Below are 14691 nucleotides of genomic sequence, written 5' to 3'. Positions count from 1 at the left end.
CAATCCATCCCATCCTCTTCTCTTCTCTTCTCTTCTATTATTCTTAAGTTGATGATCGAAATTGATGAAAAGAAAATTTAAAAATTGAACAAAAATCCTAAACGCTAAATATGAGATGCTTTCTGTTTGTCATTCTGAAAGGATCCAAACATAGTATTAGCTGATGATGCAACTTTCTTACGTATTCTTAAATTGAAATAATAATCTAAATGACGTGTAGAGATTCCTCACTTTGTTCGGAATGACAAACGATATATAAATACATAGAATAGTGATATTGGAGGATATTTTATTAATGATAAATAATAATTCTAGGAAGTTAGGCATAGCCTTTTCTTAGTATCAGAACCTGCTCAGGATACCCCAATGGATCTTAATATCATTAAACTTAAAAGGATTGCCAAATTCATTACCATTGGAAAGCTGGAAACTCATTAATCCTATCGGAATAAAGAAATTAAAGCCAAGCCCGACGCTATAGAGTTTGGGCTTTACATTTAAAGATTTATTATTAAGCTGTCCATACTGGCCAAAGACATCAAAGAAGGCCTGATTCCCTATTAAATACCGATATTCTAAACTTCCGTAATAATAAAAATCTGCAGCAAGGGAGCTTTCATTGAAACCGCGCATAGAATTCCAGCCACCAAAACGGTATAATTCGTTGGCTGAGAATTCGATCTTTGAATCCATCATGGCTCCTTCTCCCTTTATATTGAGAAAATGATTGCCGGAAATATGGTAATTATGTTCTCCGAAAAAATAAAACTGGTTTTGGCGGGCTTTGGTATTATCAGTGCTGTATACCGTGGTCAGATAATCATATCCTGCATTGATCCTTGTTTTATAAAGAAAAAGATCAATATCGGTAGGTTCGGTCATATCAAACCAGATCCCGATCCCTTTTTTGTTATAATCTTTTCCCTGAACATATAAAGTATCGATGATGCTGGAGGTCTCAAAAGTCCCTCTTAAGCCAATTTTCTGCCGGTTATTGATGTGATAGTATAAAGCGGGGAGTAGCTTCACATTCGCAAAAGTAGAATCCTGTCTGAAAATATTGATCTTCATATTCAGGCCTACATTGGATTTCAGGAGATAAGGGATATCCGTTTGCAGATCGAAGGTCTGCCCTTTGTCAGGGTTTCTCTGCCAGTACAGGTTAATGGCCTCGAAACCATTAAACATGTTCCTGAAATTAACATTCAGGGTACCATTTAAAGTAAATTTATCTGTTTTATCATTTCCGAAACCGATTACCCCGTCAAAAGTATTTGTCTTTTTCTTCTCCATGAAAAGATAAATCTGTGTAGAGTCTTTGGTAAATAAGGTCTGCGGTGGACGCTCTAATGTGACAAAAGGATGGCTCTGGAAATTTTTATTGATGGCCACAAGGTTTTTATCATCATAGGTTTTCCCCTTAAAATCTTTTTCAAGGTTTTTAATAAATCGTTTCGGGACCCGTTCATAGCCTTTCACTACAAAGCCGTCGATTGTTCTTTTATCATTTTTATTGATATCGAGCTCAACGATAGGATGGCCGTTCTTCAGACCTTTATATTTGGTCTTTATACGGCTGAAAGAATATCCGTCATCAATATATTTTTTATTGATGCTTTTTTTTGTTGAATCCAGGTTTTTGGTGAAGAATTCTTTTTCTGATTTCGTTTTTTTTACAATCGAATCGGAAAGATTAACGTACGTTTCATTGAAATTTTTTCCTTTATCATAAAAAATCTCAGTAGTGTCGCCCTTTACTTTTACCCCTTTTAATTCAGTGAAAAAGTAATGATTCTGTGCCAGGGAATCCAGAAACTTTACTGCCGTGGCAGAGTCTTTTACTTTTTTCCGAGTATTGGTTTGCGAATCGATAAGCCAATACTGCTTCTTCTGTGCCGGGACAAAAACACAGAACAAGATAAAAAATATTTTAAGTAGAAGCTTCAACACTGTTTGTATAAACCATTAAGTTAAGATTTATTTTTTAGCGATTAAACATCAGGTTTGCCATGCTGCAAGAATCTCACTTAGCTTAGATTCCTATAGAATGATAGCTTTACAATGCTTAGCCTTACCCCAAATTAAAACTTTTAAATCTTAATGGTTCAAAATATTTATTTAATTATAATTAAAAATTTATTTTAAAACTGAAACTAGCTCAGTTTATTATATTTCTTCATTAAATTTTCATAGGTGCTCTGAGGCAGGATCCATTTCAATGGTACTCCGATCTTCTGCCCGAATTTACCAAAATAATAATGTGCCTTCCACTTGTTTTTGCCTAAAAGACCTTCAATATATTCAGCAACTTCCAGAGGTTCTGTTCCTTCACCCACATGAGAATTCATCAGGGTATACACTTTTTCAAAAACATTTTTATAAGGCTCGGAAACTTTTGTCTTTACCCTGTTTTCTGCAATATTGGTTTTAATATCTCCCAAATGAAGTGAGCAGACATGAATATTCCATGGATAAACTTCATATCTCATTGCTTCCGTCACTTTATCCAGTGCAGACTTGGAAGCAGAATAAAATCCCCGGAAAGGCAGCCCCATTTCACTGCCGATACTGGAAACATTGATGATCTTTCCAGATCTGTTTTCACGCATTTTCGGTAAAACAGAGCTCATCATCTGTACGGCACCTACCAGATTCAGGTTGAATAATTTTAAAATATCCTCTTTAGAAGAATCTTCCACTGCACCTACCATTCCCATTCCTGCATTATTGATCAGCATATCAATCCTTGTTTCTGTTTTTAAAACTTCTGCAATGGCATTTTGAACAGCATTGTTGTCCGTAATATCCGTTGGAATAGATCTAAAAAATGAACTTTCCGTATGTTTTCTGCTTAGACCATACACTTTATGTCCCTTTTTTCCGAAATATTCAGCTAAAACGAGACCTATCCCCGATGATGTTCCTGTAATGATGATTACCTGAGAATTATTCATGATTAGTTTGTATTAAAATAGTGCTGAGATCTTCCCAAAACATAGGGTATGATTTTTCCACTACGTTTTCATCTTCAATAGTAAGCTCTTTAAAAAGGCAGTATGGAGCAAAGCTCATGGCCATTCTGTGATCCTGATACGTTTTGATCGAAATATCCTCTTCAGGATCATTAAATTGAATGGATTTAATGCTAGAATCCGTAATTTCAGTGTATGTGCCCAGCTTTTTCAATTCATTGTGTAAAGCCAGAAGCCTGTCGGTTTCTTTTACTTTTAAAGTTCCCAGGCCGGAAATTTCAAAAGGAATACAAAGGGTGGAAGCTGTCACACAAAGCGTTTGTGCTATATCCGGACAGTTATTCATATCAAGAATGATCTTTTCAGGAAATGAAAAATCAGGCTTCGGTTGTAAAGTGATGGTATGCTCTTCTTTAGCAAATATGGTTTTGATCCCAAAGAATTCTTCATAAATTTTGGCAATCACAGAATCTCCCTGAGTAGATTCCCTGTAAAAACTCTTCAGATGAATGGTTTCTCTTCCTAATGCACAGAATGAATAGAAATAAGATGCAGAGCTCCAGTCGCTTTCCACTTCATAATTTATTTCCGGTAAATCACGATCCTTAAAAGGTTCAACTTTAATAATATTTCCGGTAAAATCAGCCCTGATCCCGAATTTTACCAAAATATTCAGTGTCATCTCAATATAAGATCTGGAAGTAACTTCACCCAACAGATGGATTTCCAGTCCGTTTTCCAGTTTTCCGGCAATAAGCAACAGGGAAGTAATGAACTGGCTTGAAATATTGGCCGGAACGTCCACTTTGTTTTCAGTGATCTTCTTTCCGGTAATCTTCAAAGGCGGAAACCCTTCATTTTCAAGATACTCTATTTCAGCCCCTAAATCCCGCAAAGCATTCACCAGATTTTTGATCGGCCGTTCCTTCATTCTTCCTGAGCCGGTGAGAATGGTGGTCTTCCTTTCAAAGATTGAGTAATAAGACGTGAGGAAACGCATAGCAGTTCCTGCGTGATGAATATTTACGATCTCAGAATCTTCAGACAATGCCTTCTTTAACAATTGGGTATCCTGGGAATTGGAAAGGTTTCCAATTTTTATATTCTCGAACAGGCTTTCCATAATCAACAAACGATTCGAAATACTTTTCGAACCGCTGATCTGTATGGTTTTATTGCCTGTTAATTTTGATTTTTCTAGCTTCATTACTTCTTCAGATTTTAGATACCAGACCTCAGATTTCAGACAGTTAAAGTCTCCTGTCTGAGATCTGAATCCAATATCTATTTTAATTTTTCATTATTCTGATGGCGCTCTTTATCGCGATTGGTTTTCACCTTCATCTTCTTATCAAATGCTTCCTGCAGGTTAACTCCGGTCTGGTTGGCTAAGCATAAAGTGACAAACAATACATCGGCCAGTTCTTCACCAAGATCTTTGCTTTTATCTCTTTCTTTTTCGCTCTGCTCACCATATCTTCTTGCAATGATCCTTGCCACTTCACCTACTTCTTCTGTGAGCATAGCCATATTGGTAAGTTCATTAAAGTAACGTACTCCGATGGTTTTGATCCATTCGTCAACTTGCTGCTGCAGATGGGTGATCTCCATTACTGATAAGCTCCGAGCGTAGGATTAGACGTTCTGGAAACATTGGCAATATCCAAAGGAACAGTTCCTGCAACAGTAATATCTCCTTTATTTTTGGCCGGCGAATCAGATTTTACCCTTAAGTTCAGGTGAGAGGTAAAATAGTTCACAAACTTAGGGTCGTCATTTTTGAAGCTTTGGATCACACTCGGACTGCTGTCGAAAGTGAAACCTGCATCAGAAGTATTGGAATATTTCAGTAAGCAGTTCTGAATAATAAAATTAAACAGCTGTCCCGGGGTATGTTCAAAATTAACGGAATTATCCCGGTCAGAATAGACAATACTGTTTCTGACATTCAGATGAAGTGCTCCAAGTTCCGTCTGACCGGAATCATTGATCCATTCATTGGAGGCAAAGATCCCAAGTCTGTTGTAGGAGCCCATGACATCCGAATAATTGGCAATGGTAGAATGTATATAATTGTGATTTCCACCTTTAAAAATGCCTATACAGGACTCTCCACAATTATTCATCACCAGATTGCTTGCATTTACAACAGAATTTATGGCATAAATACCAAATTCCTGGAATGTATGGATAATAGAATTGCTGATCATAGCATTTGTTTGCTTCATCTCAAGCCCTCTTGTTCCGCCGAAAAGTCTTGTATAATCCATTTTCAACGTAGAATTAGGTTCCATTTTTATAGAATTCCAGTTTTTGGGAATCGTATCATATTTAGGGTCATTTCTATCACCACGGATAACGACCTCATTGTTAAAATTCCCGTCAATATCCAGGATCGCACCGGAAGAAACTTTCATTCCGCTGTTCTTATGGAAATAAACCTTCGTCCCAGCCTCAATCCTCAGTTCAATATTGGGGTCAATGGTGAGTTCACCATAAATGATTTTTGCTTTACTGTTGGTCCAAGTAGTATGGTTACTGATCACGTTGGGATTACCTGGAGTCTGAATGAAAAATTCAGCATCCTGAACAACGGAGAACAGGGTTACATGCTGTTGGCCGGCAGGGCTGGTAAAAATTACCCTGTCTTCGGCAATAGCTTCAGGGCCTGAAGCTTCCGGAGCAATTTCGACGAAAATATAAAGACTGTCATTTTTTCTTAAAGGAACATTTTGAAAGTCATGACCCGGTTTTCCATCTATATTGATCTTATAAAGGGATGAAGCTCCTTTTTCAAGATGAATTCGCGGGATCAAAACGTCTTTGTCCTCATTGTTATATACTTTCACAGCATAAGTTTCGGAACGTACCTGATGATAAACCGTATCACAAAAAACAGTGTCGCTTGAAAATCTTAATGCCTGAGATGGTGACTCGAAAGTAATATCATCTTTGTTACAAGATACCGCAGCCAGAAGAATCCAGAAAGAAAAAGCCAGTATTAATTTGAATTTCATCGAAATTGAAGTTTAAATAGATTTCAAATTTAACGAAAATACTTTAAATTTCTTATCAATTAAAATTTATTAAACTACCTGTTTGGATTTTAGAAAAAATATTGTATTTTTGCACCCTAAAATTAGCAGAGAAATATCCATTACTATTTCGAAAGCAAACTTTAATTTTTTTAAAAATTGTATTATGAAAAACGGAATTCACCCAGAAAATTATAGACTTGTTGTTTTCAAAGATATGAGTAACGACGAGGTGTTTCTTTGCAAATCCACTGCAGAAACTAAAGATACTATTGTATATGAAGGACAGGAGTATCCTTTGATCAAAATGGAAATCTCTTCTACTTCTCACCCTTTTTACACAGGTAAAGTGAAATTGGTAGATACTGCAGGTAGAGTAGATAAGTTCATGAACAAATACAAAAAATTCGCTAAGTAATTTTTTGAGATTAAAATATCTAAAAGTCTTTCGGTTTCCGGAAGGCTTTTTTATTTGGTTTTAACGAGAAATTAGAAATTAGAAGTCAGAAATTAGTATTACTATTTGTATTTTTGTCTTAAGCAGAAATTAGAAACTGGAAATGAGAAATGAGTATGATAGCAATATCAGAACTTCTGGATTCCAGTCTCTAACTTCTAACTTCTAACTTCTAACTTCTTATAAAAATGCAAATTGTATTTTCAGATGCACAATATTGGGAAGACTTTCTTCCGCTTACTTTTACCCGTCCGGTTGCAGAAATGCGGTGCGGGATCCTCACTTTTGCCGAAAGATGGCAGAAAATATTAGGGAATACGGAAATTTCCTATTTCACGGAAAATTATTTACAGCAAAAATTCAAAAATCCTGAAGAAAAGGAAAGCCTATTTCTTGTTCCTAACTTTCTTCCAAGCGAAGATGTGATCAGGCAGATAAAAGAATTGAAGCAGGGTGAAGCTCTGGTGTATGAAGATGAGCTGATTGCAGCTAGGATCAATATGAAAGGCTTTTCCCTGAACCAGATCGAAAAGATGACGGATATTAAAGAGGAACTTGTTTTTTATAAGAGACCGATAGATCTTTTTACTTATAACCATAAAGCCATTGATTTTGATTTTGAATTGATTACCAAAGGCAGAACTTCCCAGGAATTGTCCCACACCAATGGTTTTCTGGGGGATAAAAAGGACCTGTTCATTGAAGAAGGGGCTTATGTGGAGTTTTCAACCTTTAATACCAAAACAGGAAAGATCTATATCGGGAAAAATGCTGAAGTGATGGAAGGCTGTCATCTTCGAGGCCCGATTACTTTGGGAGAAGGTTCCAAATTCAATCTGGGAGCTAAAATTTATGGAGGAACAACCATAGGCCCGCAATGTAAGGTAGGAGGAGAGGTCAACAATATCATTATGTTCGGCTATTCCAGTAAAGGGCATGACGGATTTGTCGGGAATTCCGTGATCGGGGAATGGTGTAATTTCGGGGCAGATACCAATTCATCAAACATGAAAAATAACTACGGAAATGTAAAATTCTGGAATTACAGAACCAAGGGTTTTGAGGATACGGGTTTACAGTTTGCCGGCCTCATTATGGGAGATCATTCCAAAACGGCTATAAATACCCAGCTTAATACAGGGACTGTAGTAGGAGTGGCCTCTAATATTTTTAAAGAAGGTTTCCCGCCTAATCACGTGGAGAGCTTTTCATGGGGCGGATTTAAAGATGATGAAAAATTCAAACTGGATAAAGCTTATGAGGTTGCAGAAAGGGCTATGGCAAGGAGAAATGTGGCTTTAACGGATGAGGATAAAGCGATTTTGAAACATATTTTTGATACGTATTAGCATGATTATATTAAAACTTCAAAATTTTTTTGAAGTTTTTTTATTTCCGGATGTAATAGAATTAAATTTCTGATTGTCTTACTTATAGAAACAAAACTTATGACCCAGGAAACCTTTAAGAATACGGTGTTTATTCTCAGAAATGAGATGTATCGTTTTGCGAAAAGGTTTGTCATGAGTAATGATGAAGCAGAAGATGTGGTGCAGGACCTGATGGTGAAGTTCTGGCAGAAAAAGGATGAGCTGGGGCAGTTTGGAAATCTTAAATCCTATGCCCTGAAATCTGTCCGGAACGAATGCCTGAACAGGCTGAAGCATCATGAGGTAAAGCTGGGCTTTGCAGATATGCAGCTTCACAGGTCAGAACTTTATAGTATGGAGGTCAATAATCTCAAAGAGCAGATCATTGGGTTTATTAACCAACTTCCGGAAAAGCAGAAAATGGTGATTCACCTGAAGGATGTGGAAGAATATGAGGTCTCGGAAATTTCTGAAATCATGGAAATGGAAGAGAATGCAGTAAGAGTCAATCTTATGCGGGCAAGACAAAAAGTAAAAGAACAAATTTCACAATTGATGAATTATGAGCAAAGATCAATTTCAAGATAAATACGATGAGATCTTCCAAAATTTAAAGGAAGAAAAAATGGACTGGGATTTTGAAGATTTTCTGAAAAAAGCAGAAGGTAAAGATCATGAAGCAGAAATCATCCCGCTTGAAACTAAAAGTTCCTCTTTCCCGAAATGGTTCTGGATGGCTGCCGGTTTATTGTTGATTTTCAGTGTAGGTTTACTTTTTAATTATAATAAGAATACAGATGTAGATGATCAGGCGGAACTAGTGGAGAATGAAATTAAAAAGCAGAAATCAGATTTTATTAATGAAAATCATGAACTTCAGAACCAGGTAGCTGTAAACCACACAGATTCTATCCCGGGAGTAAAGAAGGATTCCATTTTTCAGGAAAGCAAAGTGGCGGAAAAAGATGTTTTAGATGAGATCCTGCCCAAAAGGGGAAGGCTTAAAAAAGAAGCCAGACCTCATTTTGTAAGTAATTCTGCCCATGAAAAATACGCTCCCGCTTCAAAAGACTCTACAGGATATAAAGATTCTTATGTCATTGTGAACGGGAAGAGGATTGATAACGTAGAGGAAGCTATTAATGTAACTAAATATTCATTCCAGGTAATGGCCAATAATGTAAGTAAAACACTCGCACCGCCTAAAGTAATGGATGACGATTATTAAATATATACAAGATGATGCAGTTGATCAGGCATTCATAATCCATTGAAAATAAAATTGACTCATGAAAAAACTACTGATAATATTCGCACTTGCTTTTTCCCATTTCTTTAATATCTATGGGCAAAACGACAAACTAGACCAGCTTTTTGAAAAGTACCAGGAAGTGGAAGGGGTAACTTCCATTAAAATTGCAAAACCGATGTTTGGAATGCTTAGCAGCCTGGATATAGATGATTCTCAACTGGATCAGATCAAACCTTTATTGTCAAAAATTACAGGCTTAAAAGTTTTGATTGCCGAAAAAAGACCAGCTGATGCAAAAACAGCCAAAGAACAGAAGCTGACCCAGATCAACAAAGATATCTCTTCTTACCTGAGCAGCCTGAAATACAGCGAGATTATGACGGTGAATAATTCCGGCGCTAAAATAAAATTCCTTTCTGCAGAAGCAAAAGACGGAATGCTGGATGATCTGTTGCTCATTATTGATAGCGGAGGCAGAGAAAATATACTGGTGAAACTGGATGGTAAACTGTCTCTGGACGATGTGAATAAGATCATCAATGCAAATGAAACAAAATCTAATCTGACCACTACTACGAAAAGCAGTTTTACTTCAGAAAACACTTCTTCTTATCTGAACGGTGAGTCCAGAAATGTAAACGAATTCTCAGAAATTCAGGTAAGTACCGGAGTAAATGTGGTCTTCAAACAGGAAAGCCCTGCCAGTGTAAAAGTATTTGCAGATGCAGATAAACTTCAGTATGTGGTAACCAAGGTTGAAAACGGGACCTTGAGAATATATGTTGACAGTAAAGGAGTGAAAAATTTAAAATTTAAAAACCTTAGCGTTAATGTATCTTCTCCAAAAATGGAAAGACTTCACATGAGTTCAGGAGCCAGTTTTACTGTAATTAATTCAATTAAAGAAGATAATCTTATGATAGATGCTTCCTCAGGATCTGATATTAAAGGAAAATTTGATATTTCAAACAGCCTTAAAGTGGCCATGAATTCCGGAGCAAGCATAAAAGCTGATATTGATTCCAGAGAACTGGTATTTAAAGGAACAAGCGGCTCCAGTACAAAATTTGAAGGACATACAAACGAAGGAATGTTTGACGTAAGTAGCGGAGCGGTCTGTAATGCAGAAAATCTGAAAACAAATACTTCGGATGTTGTGTCTACATCAGGAAGTGATGTTAGCCTGAATGTAAAAACAAAACTTAGAGCTACAGCTTCCTCGGGCGGATCTATAAAATATAAAGGAAACCCTGAGATTGATTCCAATATTAGTAAAGTATCAGGGGGAAGCTTAAAACCGATTAACTAAAACCAATAGCCATGAAAATTTTAAAAAATTTCTTTTTGATCATTGGTGCCTTATTTCTGCTGCAGTCTTGTGTGGTTTCCGGAAAACCGAATATGGCTTTTATTACAGACTCTGAATATGATTTTAAAGGAGCAAAGTTTGTAAGCATTAACGTTCCCATGTTTTTAGCAAAGCCTTATATTAAAAGAGCCTTAAGAGAAGACAGCCAGGATGAAGAACTGGTAAGGCTTATTAAAAAAGTTTCCAAAATAAAGATTCTTACCGTCGAAAATGGGAATAAGACCATGCTGAAAGAGTATACCAGGTATTTGAATGATAATAACTATGAAGACTGGGCTACGATAAGACATGACGGAGATAATGTGAATGTCCGGGTAAAACAGTCAGGAGAAAAAATTAAAAATATGCTGATTACCGTAAACTCCGACAAAGATCTGGTTTTTGTAGATGTAAAAGGGAGCTTTACAGCTGATGATATTTCAAGGATGATTAATTCCGCTTCAGATAAATAACTTTATTATATATCTGTTATTTTTTATTTTGTACAATAACCGTTTCTGTAAAGAGACGGTTTTTTGATTTAAGTTATGGATTATTAAATTTTATTTAAACTATTAAAAAGAATTTTTAAATCTCGGGAAAATACCGTAATTTTGCAAAGAAAGTAAAGATGTCTATTCATAACAAAATTGTAGAGACAGCCATCACTTTCGATGACGTTCTTCTAGTCCCTTCTTATTCAGAAGTTTTACCTAACCAGGTTTCATTAAAATCAAGACTTACCGACAAAATTACCCTGAATGTCCCGATAGTTTCCGCTGCAATGGACACTGTTACTGAAGCAGATCTGGCAATTGCCTTGGCAAGAGTCGGAGGATTAGGTTTTATCCATAAAAATATGACGATTGCTGAACAGGCCGGACAGGTAAACCGGGTAAAACGTTCAGAAAACGGAATGATCTCAGATCCCGTTACCCTTTCAAAAGACCATACTTTGGGCCAGGCTAAAGATCTGATGGCAAAATATAAGATCTCAGGGCTGCCCGTGGTAGACTCCGATAACGTTTTAATAGGGATCATTACCAACAGAGATGTAAAGTATCAGGAAAATCTTGATATAAAGGTCGAAGAGATAATGACCAAAGAAAATCTGATCACTTCGGATAAAGATACCAATCTTGAAAAAGCAAAAGAGATCCTTCTTAAAAACAGAGTTGAAAAACTTCCTATCGTAGATAAAGAAAACAGGTTGGTCGGATTAATTACCATTAAAGATATTGATAACCAGCTGGAATACCCAAATGCAAACAAAGATCAGAATGGCCGGCTTATTGTAGGTGCAGGAGTAGGTGTTGGCGAAGATACCTTAGATAGAATTGCAGCTTTAGTGCAGGCGGGTGTTGATATTGTGGCCATCGACTCTGCCCATGGTCATTCAAAAGGAGTTTTAGATAAAATTTCAGAGATAAGAAAAGCATACCCGGATTTAGATGTCGTGGGAGGAAATATTGTAACTGCCGAGGCGGCGAAAGACCTGATCAAAGCAGGAGCTAATGTTCTTAAAGTAGGTGTAGGGCCGGGCTCTATCTGTACCACCAGGGTGGTAGCCGGAGTTGGGGTTCCGCAATTATCTGCGATCTATAATGTATATGAATATGCGAAATCTGAAAATGTTGCAGTAATTGCAGACGGAGGGATCAAGCTTTCAGGAGATATTGTAAAAGCGATTGCCAGCGGAGCAGGTGCTGTAATGCTGGGCTCTCTTCTGGCGGGAACTGATGAAGCTCCGGGAGAAGAAATTATTTTTCAGGGAAGAAAATTCAAATCCTATCAGGGAATGGGAAGCCTTTCTGCAATGAAAAGAGGTGGGAAAGAAAGATATTTCCAGAGCGAGGCCAAAAAATTCGTTCCGGAAGGAATTGAGGGAAGAGTACCTCATAAGGGAAAACTGGAAGATGTAATCTTCCAGCTTACAGGAGGTCTGAGAGCCGGAATGGGATATTGTGGGGCAAAAGATGTTGATGCTTTACAAAAAGAAACCAAAATGGTAATGATCACAGGAAGCGGATTAAAAGAATCCCATCCGCATGACGTAATTATTACGCAGGAAGCTCCGAACTATTCCTTATAAAAAATAAAAATATTTAAAAATAGAAAGAGCCATGCATGTATTGTGTGGCTTTTTTTTAGTGTGAAATTTTATCTATAAAATTTTTTCCGGGAATGCATATCATTAATATGTAACAAATAATAGGTTTTGAAGACATATTAGTCAGGTAAAATCTTATAATTTTATTAAAAAATATAATTGTTTTTTGATTGCTTAAAAAAACAGTAAATTCGAATGCTAAAATAAATAAAAATGAAAAAAACTTTCCTTTATGGTCTTCTTTTGTTTTCATTTTCATTAACTGCACAGCATAAGATATGTGCTTTTGATGAGATACAGCAGAAAGAAGAAGTGCAAAATCCATTATTTAAAAGAGCCCGGGGAGATTTTCAGGCTTTATCTCAAAAGTTTAATTTAAAAAAATTAATAGAGAATAAGGCTGCAAGTTTGGTGAATGGTGTATATGAAATTCCTATTGTTGTTCACGTTATTCATCCAACAGGCGCTGCTGTTGGAAGTACATATAACAGATCTGATGCACAAATTCAGGCATGGATCGACAGAGCAAATCAGATGTTTGCAGGAACTTATGCATATCCAAGTCCACCCTCAGACATAGGAACATCTGCGGTTATTCCTGTCAGACTCGTTTTGGCAAAAAGATCTCCTGCCTGTGTGACGACTACAGGGATTGTAAGATATGATGGTGGATCTTTAACAGGCTATAATACTTATGGTGTAAGACAGCAAACCGCTAATGGAGCGACGACGACTCAGGTAAAATCAATAGCTCCCCACTGGCCGGAAGATACTTACTTTAATATCTATGTGGTAAGTATGTTTGACGGAGTTCCAAACTATGGATTAATGGGATGGGCAGGATTGCCAGCCAACTCTAATACTTCTTTTGAGTCTTTCATGAAATCCCAGGTGGTTACGCTTGCTAATGATACCACGTTGGCTCACGAATTAGGCCACACAATGGGATTGTTACATACGTTCGGAAGTGCCAACTCAAACGGAGGAGCATGTCCTACCCAGTCAGCCCCGCCAAACTGTTCGACGGATGATGACCAGGTATGTGATACCGAAAGAGGAGAAAGCTTACTGAATGTTTTCCCTGCACCATCCAATGCCGACCTGAATGTTTGTACAGGTGCTAACTATCAGGGAGTACAGTATAACATGATGAATTATACCAATTCATCAGCATTGAAGTTTACACAGGGACAAAGCGATAAGACACAGACGTTATTTATGTGGTTGCGCAGCAGTTTAACAACTTCTTTAGGAGCTACGGTATTACCTACAACAACTGTCGGTACGCCGATTGCTGCTACATGTAATCCTCCGGGAGTAACCAATGCCGGGAACTATCTGGTAGGTCCTGTTTCTGTGAAGGTTGGAACTATTGATAACTTTTCAGCAGGAGCCTGGAGTGGAGCGCCGGCTTACTATGTGGATTACACTTTAAAAGCTTGTTCAATGAATGTTCATACTCAGTTGCTGGTTAACCAGTCTCAGAATATTCAGATCAAGATCTTTGATAATGATCAGTCCATAAGAGCATGGATCGATTATAACAACAATGGTTCGTTTGATGCATCAGAATTGATAGCGTCAGGAAACAGTGTGGTGACAGATCCGGTAACAGGATATGCTACTTTGTCTGCTAACTTTACGCCTCCTGCAACGGCTGTTTTAAATACGCCTTTAAGAATGAGAGTATTGGCTGATTATGTGGATCCTGCTACCATTACTCCGTGCGGGCAGCTAAACTACGGACAGGTGGAAGATTACGCGGTAACAATTGTAACTGCTTTAGGAACAAATGACGTAAATGTTGATAATGATGATATGGTAATTTACCCGAATCCGGTTACAAGCGGAGATAAAGTATTCATCAAAGCTAAAAATGGTAAAAACCTTAAAGTTACGATTTCTGATATGTCCGGAAGATTGGTGGCAAGCCCATCTCTGACTCAGGAAGGGAATGATACTTACAGAATAAACCAGCAGTTGAAAGCCGGAGTATACATGATCCAGATGTCTAACGGAAAAGAAAGTAAAACTTCTAAGTTGATTATTAAATAGTCATTTAAAAAATCAAATATACGGCCTCTGTTTTTACAGAGGCTTTTTTTATCATCCAAAATCCTACGTTCCGATAAACTTGAGGTACTGAT

13 protein-coding genes are annotated in these 14691 nt (G+C 37.2%); 8 read left to right on the top strand and 5 right to left on the bottom strand.

All coding sequences use genetic code 11. The features are described from left to right. Positions 1-342: 342 nt before the first annotated feature. The 5 genes from HNP38_RS14645 to HNP38_RS14625 form a co-directional block, all read right to left on the bottom strand. Positions 343-1917, bottom strand: a complete 1575-nt coding sequence (locus HNP38_RS14645) for a hypothetical protein (RefSeq protein ID WP_228461073.1) — start codon at positions 1915-1917, stop codon at positions 343-345. 236 nt (positions 1918-2153) lie between these two features. After that, positions 2154-2954 carry an SDR family oxidoreductase gene (locus HNP38_RS14640; RefSeq protein ID WP_184190819.1) on the bottom strand — a complete coding sequence of 267 codons (801 nt, stop codon included), beginning with the start codon at positions 2952-2954 and terminating at the stop codon, positions 2154-2156. Further along, positions 2947-4179 (bottom strand): 3-phosphoshikimate 1-carboxyvinyltransferase, encoded by a 1233-nt coding sequence (locus tag HNP38_RS14635; RefSeq protein ID WP_184190817.1) that lies wholly within the window; start codon positions 4177-4179, stop codon positions 2947-2949. Before HNP38_RS14635 ends, HNP38_RS14640 begins: the two co-directional genes overlap by 8 nt. 77 nt (positions 4180-4256) lie before the next feature. After that, positions 4257-4583 carry a nucleotide pyrophosphohydrolase gene (locus tag HNP38_RS14630; protein WP_184190815.1) on the bottom strand — a complete coding sequence of 109 codons (327 nt, stop codon included), beginning with the start codon at positions 4581-4583 and terminating at the stop codon, positions 4257-4259. Beyond that, complete coding sequence (locus HNP38_RS14625) at positions 4583-5989, bottom strand: hypothetical protein (RefSeq protein ID WP_184190814.1); 1407 nt, start codon at positions 5987-5989, stop codon at positions 4583-4585. Before HNP38_RS14625 ends, HNP38_RS14630 begins: the two co-directional genes overlap by 1 nt. Positions 5990-6173: 184 nt before the next feature. Between HNP38_RS14625 and HNP38_RS14620 the strand changes: the two genes are divergently transcribed. From HNP38_RS14620 to HNP38_RS14585, 8 genes are all read left to right on the top strand, one after another. Next, positions 6174-6425, top strand: a complete 252-nt coding sequence (locus HNP38_RS14620) for a type B 50S ribosomal protein L31 (protein WP_121459774.1) — start codon at positions 6174-6176, stop codon at positions 6423-6425. A gap of 227 nt (positions 6426-6652) precedes the next feature. Next, on the top strand, positions 6653-7813 hold the full coding sequence (locus tag HNP38_RS14615; protein ID WP_184190812.1) for a GlmU family protein: 1161 nt from the start codon (positions 6653-6655) through the stop codon (positions 7811-7813). 99 nt (positions 7814-7912) lie between these two features. After that, complete coding sequence (locus HNP38_RS14610) at positions 7913-8422, top strand: RNA polymerase sigma factor (protein WP_184190810.1); 510 nt, start codon at positions 7913-7915, stop codon at positions 8420-8422. Continuing rightward, positions 8397-9062: a hypothetical protein gene (locus HNP38_RS14605; RefSeq protein ID WP_184190807.1), complete on the top strand. Its 666-nt coding sequence runs from the start codon at positions 8397-8399 to the stop codon at positions 9060-9062. The genes HNP38_RS14610 and HNP38_RS14605 overlap by 26 nt, the downstream gene beginning before the upstream one ends. Before the next feature lie 61 nt (positions 9063-9123). Then, entirely contained in the window at positions 9124-10395 is a 1272-nt protein-coding gene (locus tag HNP38_RS14600) for a DUF4252 domain-containing protein (protein WP_184190805.1), read from the top strand. An 11-nt stretch (positions 10396-10406) separates the two neighbouring features. Then, entirely contained in the window at positions 10407-10907 is a 501-nt protein-coding gene (locus HNP38_RS14595; RefSeq protein WP_184190803.1) for a DUF4252 domain-containing protein, read from the top strand. Between the two features lie 158 nt (positions 10908-11065). After that, a complete protein-coding gene (gene guaB / locus HNP38_RS14590; RefSeq protein ID WP_184190801.1) occupies positions 11066-12526 on the top strand; it encodes an IMP dehydrogenase in 1461 nt (486 codons plus the stop codon). Between the two features lie 231 nt (positions 12527-12757). Continuing rightward, the gene (locus HNP38_RS14585) at positions 12758-14599 is read left to right on the top strand and encodes a GEVED domain-containing protein (RefSeq protein WP_184190799.1); all 1842 of its coding nucleotides are present in this window, start codon (positions 12758-12760) and stop codon (positions 14597-14599) included. Positions 14600-14691: the final 92 nt, after the last annotated feature.

Source organism: Chryseobacterium defluvii (genome assembly GCF_014204415.1).
GTDB lineage: Bacteria > Bacteroidota > Bacteroidia > Flavobacteriales > Weeksellaceae > Chryseobacterium > Chryseobacterium defluvii_A.
This window is presented reverse-complemented; position numbering and strand designations above follow the sequence as displayed.

Excerpts from the sequence above, each read along its gene's own strand:
- HNP38_RS14615 (WP_184190812.1), top strand. The coding sequence starts at position 6,653 with ATGCAAATTGTATTTTCAGATGCACAATATTGGGAAGACTTTCTTCCG.
- HNP38_RS14620 (WP_121459774.1), top strand. The coding sequence starts at position 6,174 with ATGAAAAACGGAATTCACCCAGAAAATTATAGACTTGTTGTTTTCAAA.
- HNP38_RS14600 (WP_184190805.1), top strand. The coding sequence starts at position 9,124 with ATGAAAAAACTACTGATAATATTCGCACTTGCTTTTTCCCATTTCTTT.
- HNP38_RS14630 (WP_184190815.1), bottom strand. The coding sequence starts at position 4,583 with ATGGAGATCACCCATCTGCAGCAGCAAGTTGACGAATGGATCAAAACC.
- HNP38_RS14595 (WP_184190803.1), top strand. The coding sequence starts at position 10,407 with ATGAAAATTTTAAAAAATTTCTTTTTGATCATTGGTGCCTTATTTCTG.
- HNP38_RS14635 (WP_184190817.1), bottom strand. The coding sequence starts at position 4,179 with ATGAAGCTAGAAAAATCAAAATTAACAGGCAATAAAACCATACAGATC.
- HNP38_RS14605 (WP_184190807.1), top strand. The coding sequence starts at position 8,397 with ATGAGCAAAGATCAATTTCAAGATAAATACGATGAGATCTTCCAAAAT.
- HNP38_RS14640 (WP_184190819.1), bottom strand. The coding sequence starts at position 2,954 with ATGAATAATTCTCAGGTAATCATCATTACAGGAACATCATCGGGGATA.
- HNP38_RS14585 (WP_184190799.1), top strand. The coding sequence starts at position 12,758 with ATGAAAAAAACTTTCCTTTATGGTCTTCTTTTGTTTTCATTTTCATTA.
- guaB (WP_184190801.1), top strand. The coding sequence starts at position 11,066 with ATGTCTATTCATAACAAAATTGTAGAGACAGCCATCACTTTCGATGAC.
- HNP38_RS14625 (WP_184190814.1), bottom strand. The coding sequence starts at position 5,989 with ATGAAATTCAAATTAATACTGGCTTTTTCTTTCTGGATTCTTCTGGCT.
- HNP38_RS14610 (WP_184190810.1), top strand. The coding sequence starts at position 7,913 with ATGACCCAGGAAACCTTTAAGAATACGGTGTTTATTCTCAGAAATGAG.